The sequence below is a fragment of the Flavobacterium cyanobacteriorum genome (assembly GCF_002251835.1).
Taxonomy (GTDB): domain Bacteria; phylum Bacteroidota; class Bacteroidia; order Flavobacteriales; family Flavobacteriaceae; genus Flavobacterium; species Flavobacterium cyanobacteriorum.
Genome location: NZ_NOXV01000127.1, coordinates 1 through 4,952 on the forward strand (window position 1 = coordinate 1; position 4,952 = coordinate 4,952).

Annotated in this window: 4 protein-coding genes; all 4 read right to left on the reverse strand. The window is 34.3% G+C overall.

The genetic code is table 11. The features are described 5' to 3' along the window. Positions 1–177: 177 nt before the first annotated feature. Entirely contained in the window at positions 178–1,161 is a 984-nt protein-coding gene (locus tag CHU92_RS01690; protein WP_094411966.1) for an alpha/beta hydrolase family esterase, read from the reverse strand. Positions 1,162–1,273: 112 nt separating this feature from the next. After that, entirely contained in the window at positions 1,274–2,119 is an 846-nt protein-coding gene (locus CHU92_RS01695) for an alpha/beta hydrolase family protein (RefSeq protein WP_129582977.1), read from the reverse strand. A 322-nt stretch (positions 2,120–2,441) separates the two neighbouring features. Further along, positions 2,442–3,425: a T9SS type A sorting domain-containing protein gene (locus CHU92_RS01700; RefSeq protein WP_243389540.1), complete on the reverse strand. Its 984-nt coding sequence runs from the start codon at positions 3,423–3,425 to the stop codon at positions 2,442–2,444. A 9-nt stretch (positions 3,426–3,434) separates the two neighbouring features. Then, positions 3,435–4,907 carry a T9SS type A sorting domain-containing protein gene (locus tag CHU92_RS01705; RefSeq protein ID WP_094411970.1) on the reverse strand — a complete coding sequence of 491 codons (1,473 nt, stop codon included), beginning with the start codon at positions 4,905–4,907 and terminating at the stop codon, positions 3,435–3,437. Positions 4,908–4,952: the final 45 nt, after the last annotated feature.

Sequence of the window (4,952 nt, forward strand, 5' to 3'; positions counted from 1 at the left end):
CTAAAATCTACTTGGCCTGTTGCACTTATAACTTGAACATGGCATTTCTCTAATAAAATAAAAAAACTTTCGGTAAAGTATCGTAATGCCGCTTGACGATGTGGCTGATTTTGCATCACTTACATTCAATTTAGCGCTGAACCCGCCATTTTGCTAAACCGCTATTGTATGCTGTTTTTATTGAAGTCCCTTAAAAAAACTCCAAACTTCTTCCGCAAATTCTATATCCCTATTTTGAATACCACTAGCAGCCGATGAATTACTAAAAACGGTTTTACTTGGAACTTGATGTCCTGCGTTATGCAATACATAATACACAAGTGGATTCGCTCCGTTATATACCCTTTTTTCAACATTCCCAGCATCGGTAACATTAACATCAAATTGTGAAACAACAGGCATCTCATTTTGCAATCCATTCCTTTGCAACCAATAGTTAATAGTTGCAGACTGAGATATAACTTTTCCTCGATTGCACAATCCTCCCAAATTAGCTACACAGCCTCCATTAGCCGGCATGGCAGGATCACTAGTACCATGCGTAAGCAATATAGGTAGAGGAATTGACGAACCTGTTGTACATACCCCACTTTCAGGAAACTCTGGAAGATTTCCACTCGATACTGCTATCGCTTTTATTGTCTCTGGAAATTGAAAGGCATAGGAATAGGTCATCAAGGCGCCATTACTTGTACCAGTTAAAAACATTTTAGAAGCGTTGATAGTTAACTCTGTAACCAATTGTGCATTCAACTGTTTTAAAAAAGTAATGTCGTCACCTTGACTCCCTGAAAAATCATCACTTCTACAATCATTCCATCCTGGATTTCCCTGAATATCAGATGAACCTTCAGGATAAACTACCAAAAATTTTTCTTGATCTGCCAAGGTTCGAAAAACGGATAACGGATGAGTACCAAGCTCGGAAACGCCCACACCAGCGCCACCTCCTCCATGTAAAACCATCACCACAGCTTTTACCGAAGTCATTCCCGCAGGACGGTATACCAAATACTTACGGCTAACAGAATTGACGGTTATATAATGAGTGGTCAAGCCTTCCGGATAAGGAATTAAAACAGGACTTGTATTATTCGAATGGTCATCATTATTACAACCAAATAAAGAAATTAATACCAATAACAGAAATGATTTGATCATATTTCATAAAATTTAAAATTCTATTGTTTAGATAGCAATTTGAATAAGAAGTTTAATTTTAGTTTCTTCAAATTCACCTTAAATCTTTTCTGCCAAAAAAATAAACGTTCTATCAATGACTTCCAATAAAGGAATTAAAAGCAGATTTCCCTTGAACACTATCAAAGAGAGAACCATGTTCACCTCCAAGAATCTCAACAAACTGTCGGCTTTGACAATCTGTACAATTAAATACCTCTTGTTTGAAAATGGGCCAAGAATACATCTGAATTGGTGAATCATTAAGACCCTGTACAAACAAAATATCCGATTTAAATCCATTAGTAAAATTAAGTAAAGACCGTTCAAAATAAGCATCACTGTTTTCCGAAGTTAAACCATATACATTTTTTAGTCTTGTACATACTGCACTTTGCTGAACTTGCCCATTTTCTTCTAATTGACAACGATAAACCAGATTTAAAGGTCCTGGCGCATTGGCAATTACACCATTGGTTTGGTGCAGGGTATTAAGTCGGGTAACCATATATCCACCCTGAGAATGGCCTGCCAAAAATATTTTGCCTATTGTTATTCCTAATTCTTGGTTAGCGGTATTTTTTAACCACAACAGAGCGGCTTCTGCCTGAAGAATTGAATCACCTAATAGTACATTTTCTTGAGGGTAAGCTACACTAATCAGCATCATATCATTTCGATCCAAAATCCCCTTGAATTTGTCAAGTGTAGTATTGGCCGCAGTCAAAATATCTTGATCACTTGAAACAGTACCGTGAAAAACCATCAAAACATCAACATTTTTCAAATTAGGTTGATCGATAATTACAGTGACAGAAATACCTTCATTTTGTATGATTTTAGTCGTACGTTCACTTGATATGGTGGGAATAATATAATCCTTACTACAAGAGGAACAATTGAATAATAACAAAAAACAAAAACAGAGTAATCGTAACATAAGTATTAATTTTTTTTAATTGCTAAAATTAGTGTCATTAAAAATAGATTTACTCATAAAAAAACTTTATTTCCAAATTTCATGGTGCCAACTTTAAACAGTTATTATTATATAATCAAATGATCACCATAAAACAAAATCAATTCATTAAGTCATTTAATTAAAATCAAAATGCCAATCTTACCAATTCAATTACACTTAAACTCTCTGAAGTATTTCTGTATATAAATAAGCCAAAATTAACGGGAAGCTTAAAACTGATCCTACTGACTTTTTAAAAATAAATGAAATTTATATTGCGAAATGAACTGAAAAATAACTATCATTTTTTTACAAATTTATTTCTAAAAATTTTTCCTTCTTCAGTTTCAGAAACAAGCAAATAACTTCCAGCCTCAAGCTTAGATAAATCAATTGGTTCTCCATAGTGATAATCCGACATCGAAAAAACAACTTTGCCAGACATATCCATAATCTTTAGTAATGTTTTTTGATTATCACTTTGATTCCCTACAAATAATACTTGAGTAGTTGGATTCGGATACAACTTTACATGATTTGAACTAAATTCAGGATTACCTAATGAGCAAAAAGACCAATCACCAAAATTAAGTTGGATGAAGGCGGGCAATCCTAAAAACAAGCATATATCAGGACAATAGGATGTACAAGCCCAAAAACCATAAAAACCTGTGGTAGTAGCAGTATAAGTATCGCCATTCTCATTTGGAATTATACAAGGATCTCCTTGAAAGGGTGGTAAATCACTAGGAATGCATTTATACCAAGTATGTAAACCATAAACTTGATCGAATCCATTTTCTAACAATACAGAAGCACCATTACAAACATTATATGTCCCATTTCCAATAAATTGATAAGTTCCGGGTTGAAAAGTTGCAATTAGATAAGGTAATCCAAAATTGTAGCCATCTGCCAAAATAGCAGGACTTTCTTCTGTACACGAATCTAAAGTAGCCTCCACTTTGAAATAATATAACAAGTCGTCAGTGCCATTTATAGTATATGTTTGCGAATTTGCTCCTGTGATAGCAATCCATGGGTTTGGATTTGGCACTCCTGGAGGCACAGCCGCCCACTCTTGTTTATACCATTGATAGGTATCGTAAGTTTGGGTCGATAAAATTTCAGTATCGTTATTATCGCAGAAGAGAATAGAGTTTGGCGCAGAATTAAAATAACCCAACCTGGGACTAGTAATTGTTGGACTGAAACAAGGTTGTGCATGTAAGTGCCACGATGCCATTCCGGTAACAAAAATTAAAATTAATAAATTTTTCATCATACTAAATATTTATTGTTTTACAAATTTTTTGGTAATAATTCCTTTCTCTGTTTCAATTATCAAGATGTAAATTCCATTTTGAAAATTCCTAACATCAATCTGATTGTTGCTAACTTTAGCATTATAAATCAGTTGTCCTGTCATATCGTGAATCGTAACATTTTCATATTCATTTAATCCATTTATAAACAAATAATTGACCGTAGGATTTGGGTATATAGAAAATTCATTAGTTGAGATATTTCCTAAATCTAAAGTTGAGCCTGCAAACGCAAAAACATGTGTTGATGAAGAAATAACTAATGTTCCGTTATCAGCAAGAGCAGGACCGCTATGATTCAAAATACCTACATTATAGGCCCAACTTAAAGTAAGGTCTGGATTAAAGGAATAAATTGTTCCGTTTAATCCACCATTAGTAACAAAAATTTGTCCTGAATTATCAATAGCCAATCTAGGTGAGTGAATTTCATCAATAAGGAATGGTGGAGAAATATTTAAAATGCTGCCATCAGCAGGATTCAAACGAATTAATTCACCTTGTGAAGAATAAGTATATATCGAACCATCGGGGCCTTCACCTGAAGTGGAAAAAGGAAACCATCCAATTGGTACTCTCCATTTTTCTATTAAAGCTATACCATTATCTTCATAGGCAACAATGAAGTCAGTTGCAATATTACTTTGAGCTCTTGGTACATATACTGTACCATCTGATCCAATAAATGGACATATCTGTTGAACTAGACCTCCGCTTACTGATTCGCTTGAATAAAGAATTTCGCCTGTTTCTATATTTATAACACAAATTTTTGGACCATTAAAATCAGCTATCCAGAAATATCCCCGATTTCCATAAACAGAAACTTCCTGTCCCCCTGATGTTGGAGCTGCATCTGGACGAGGAGTTTGCCAAATTGTTTCTCCATTCGTTGCGTTTATACATATGATATTGAACAAATTACCGACAATTAGATTTCCGTCATCCGTAAAAGAACAACTTTCGGTACCATATTCATCTATTAAATCTGCTGACTTCCATAAAATTGATCCGTATTCTTCATCAAGTGCATATAAATATGAAGAATTTGTACTTCCGGAACGAGTAGCATAAATTACACCATTTTTAAAACCTGAAACTCTGTTTCTCCAATCTGTATCAGGAAAATCTACAGGAAGGTCTTTTGTCCAAAGAGTATCTCCAGTGTATAAATCTCTGGCTACAATTAATGTCCCATGCAGTAAGTCATTATTATTAATGACAGGACATGTGACTACAATTTCACCATCAATAACAGTTTGCTGTTGCATTCCAGAAATGACCTCCTTCTGCCAAAGAATATCTGCCTCTGTCGGACCGTTTGCTACTACTGATAAACAGTTCCGAGAAGAGTTTCCACCAGATCCAACATTCCAGTTTTGTGCTTTAATTTGTGCAGAATAAAGCATAATAATCACTGCTAAAAAAAATGTATTTTTCATATCAATAGCGTCCTAAACAATAAAAAAAAGAATGGTTAGTTTTTA

Excerpts from the sequence above, each read along its gene's own strand:
- CHU92_RS01700 (WP_243389540.1), bottom strand. The coding sequence starts at position 3,425 with ATGATGAAAAATTTATTAATTTTAATTTTTGTTACCGGAATGGCATCG.
- CHU92_RS01695 (WP_129582977.1), bottom strand. The coding sequence starts at position 2,119 with ATGTTACGATTACTCTGTTTTTGTTTTTTGTTATTATTCAATTGTTCC.
- CHU92_RS01705 (WP_094411970.1), bottom strand. The coding sequence starts at position 4,907 with ATGAAAAATACATTTTTTTTAGCAGTGATTATTATGCTTTATTCTGCA.
- CHU92_RS01690 (WP_094411966.1), bottom strand. The coding sequence starts at position 1,161 with ATGATCAAATCATTTCTGTTATTGGTATTAATTTCTTTATTTGGTTGT.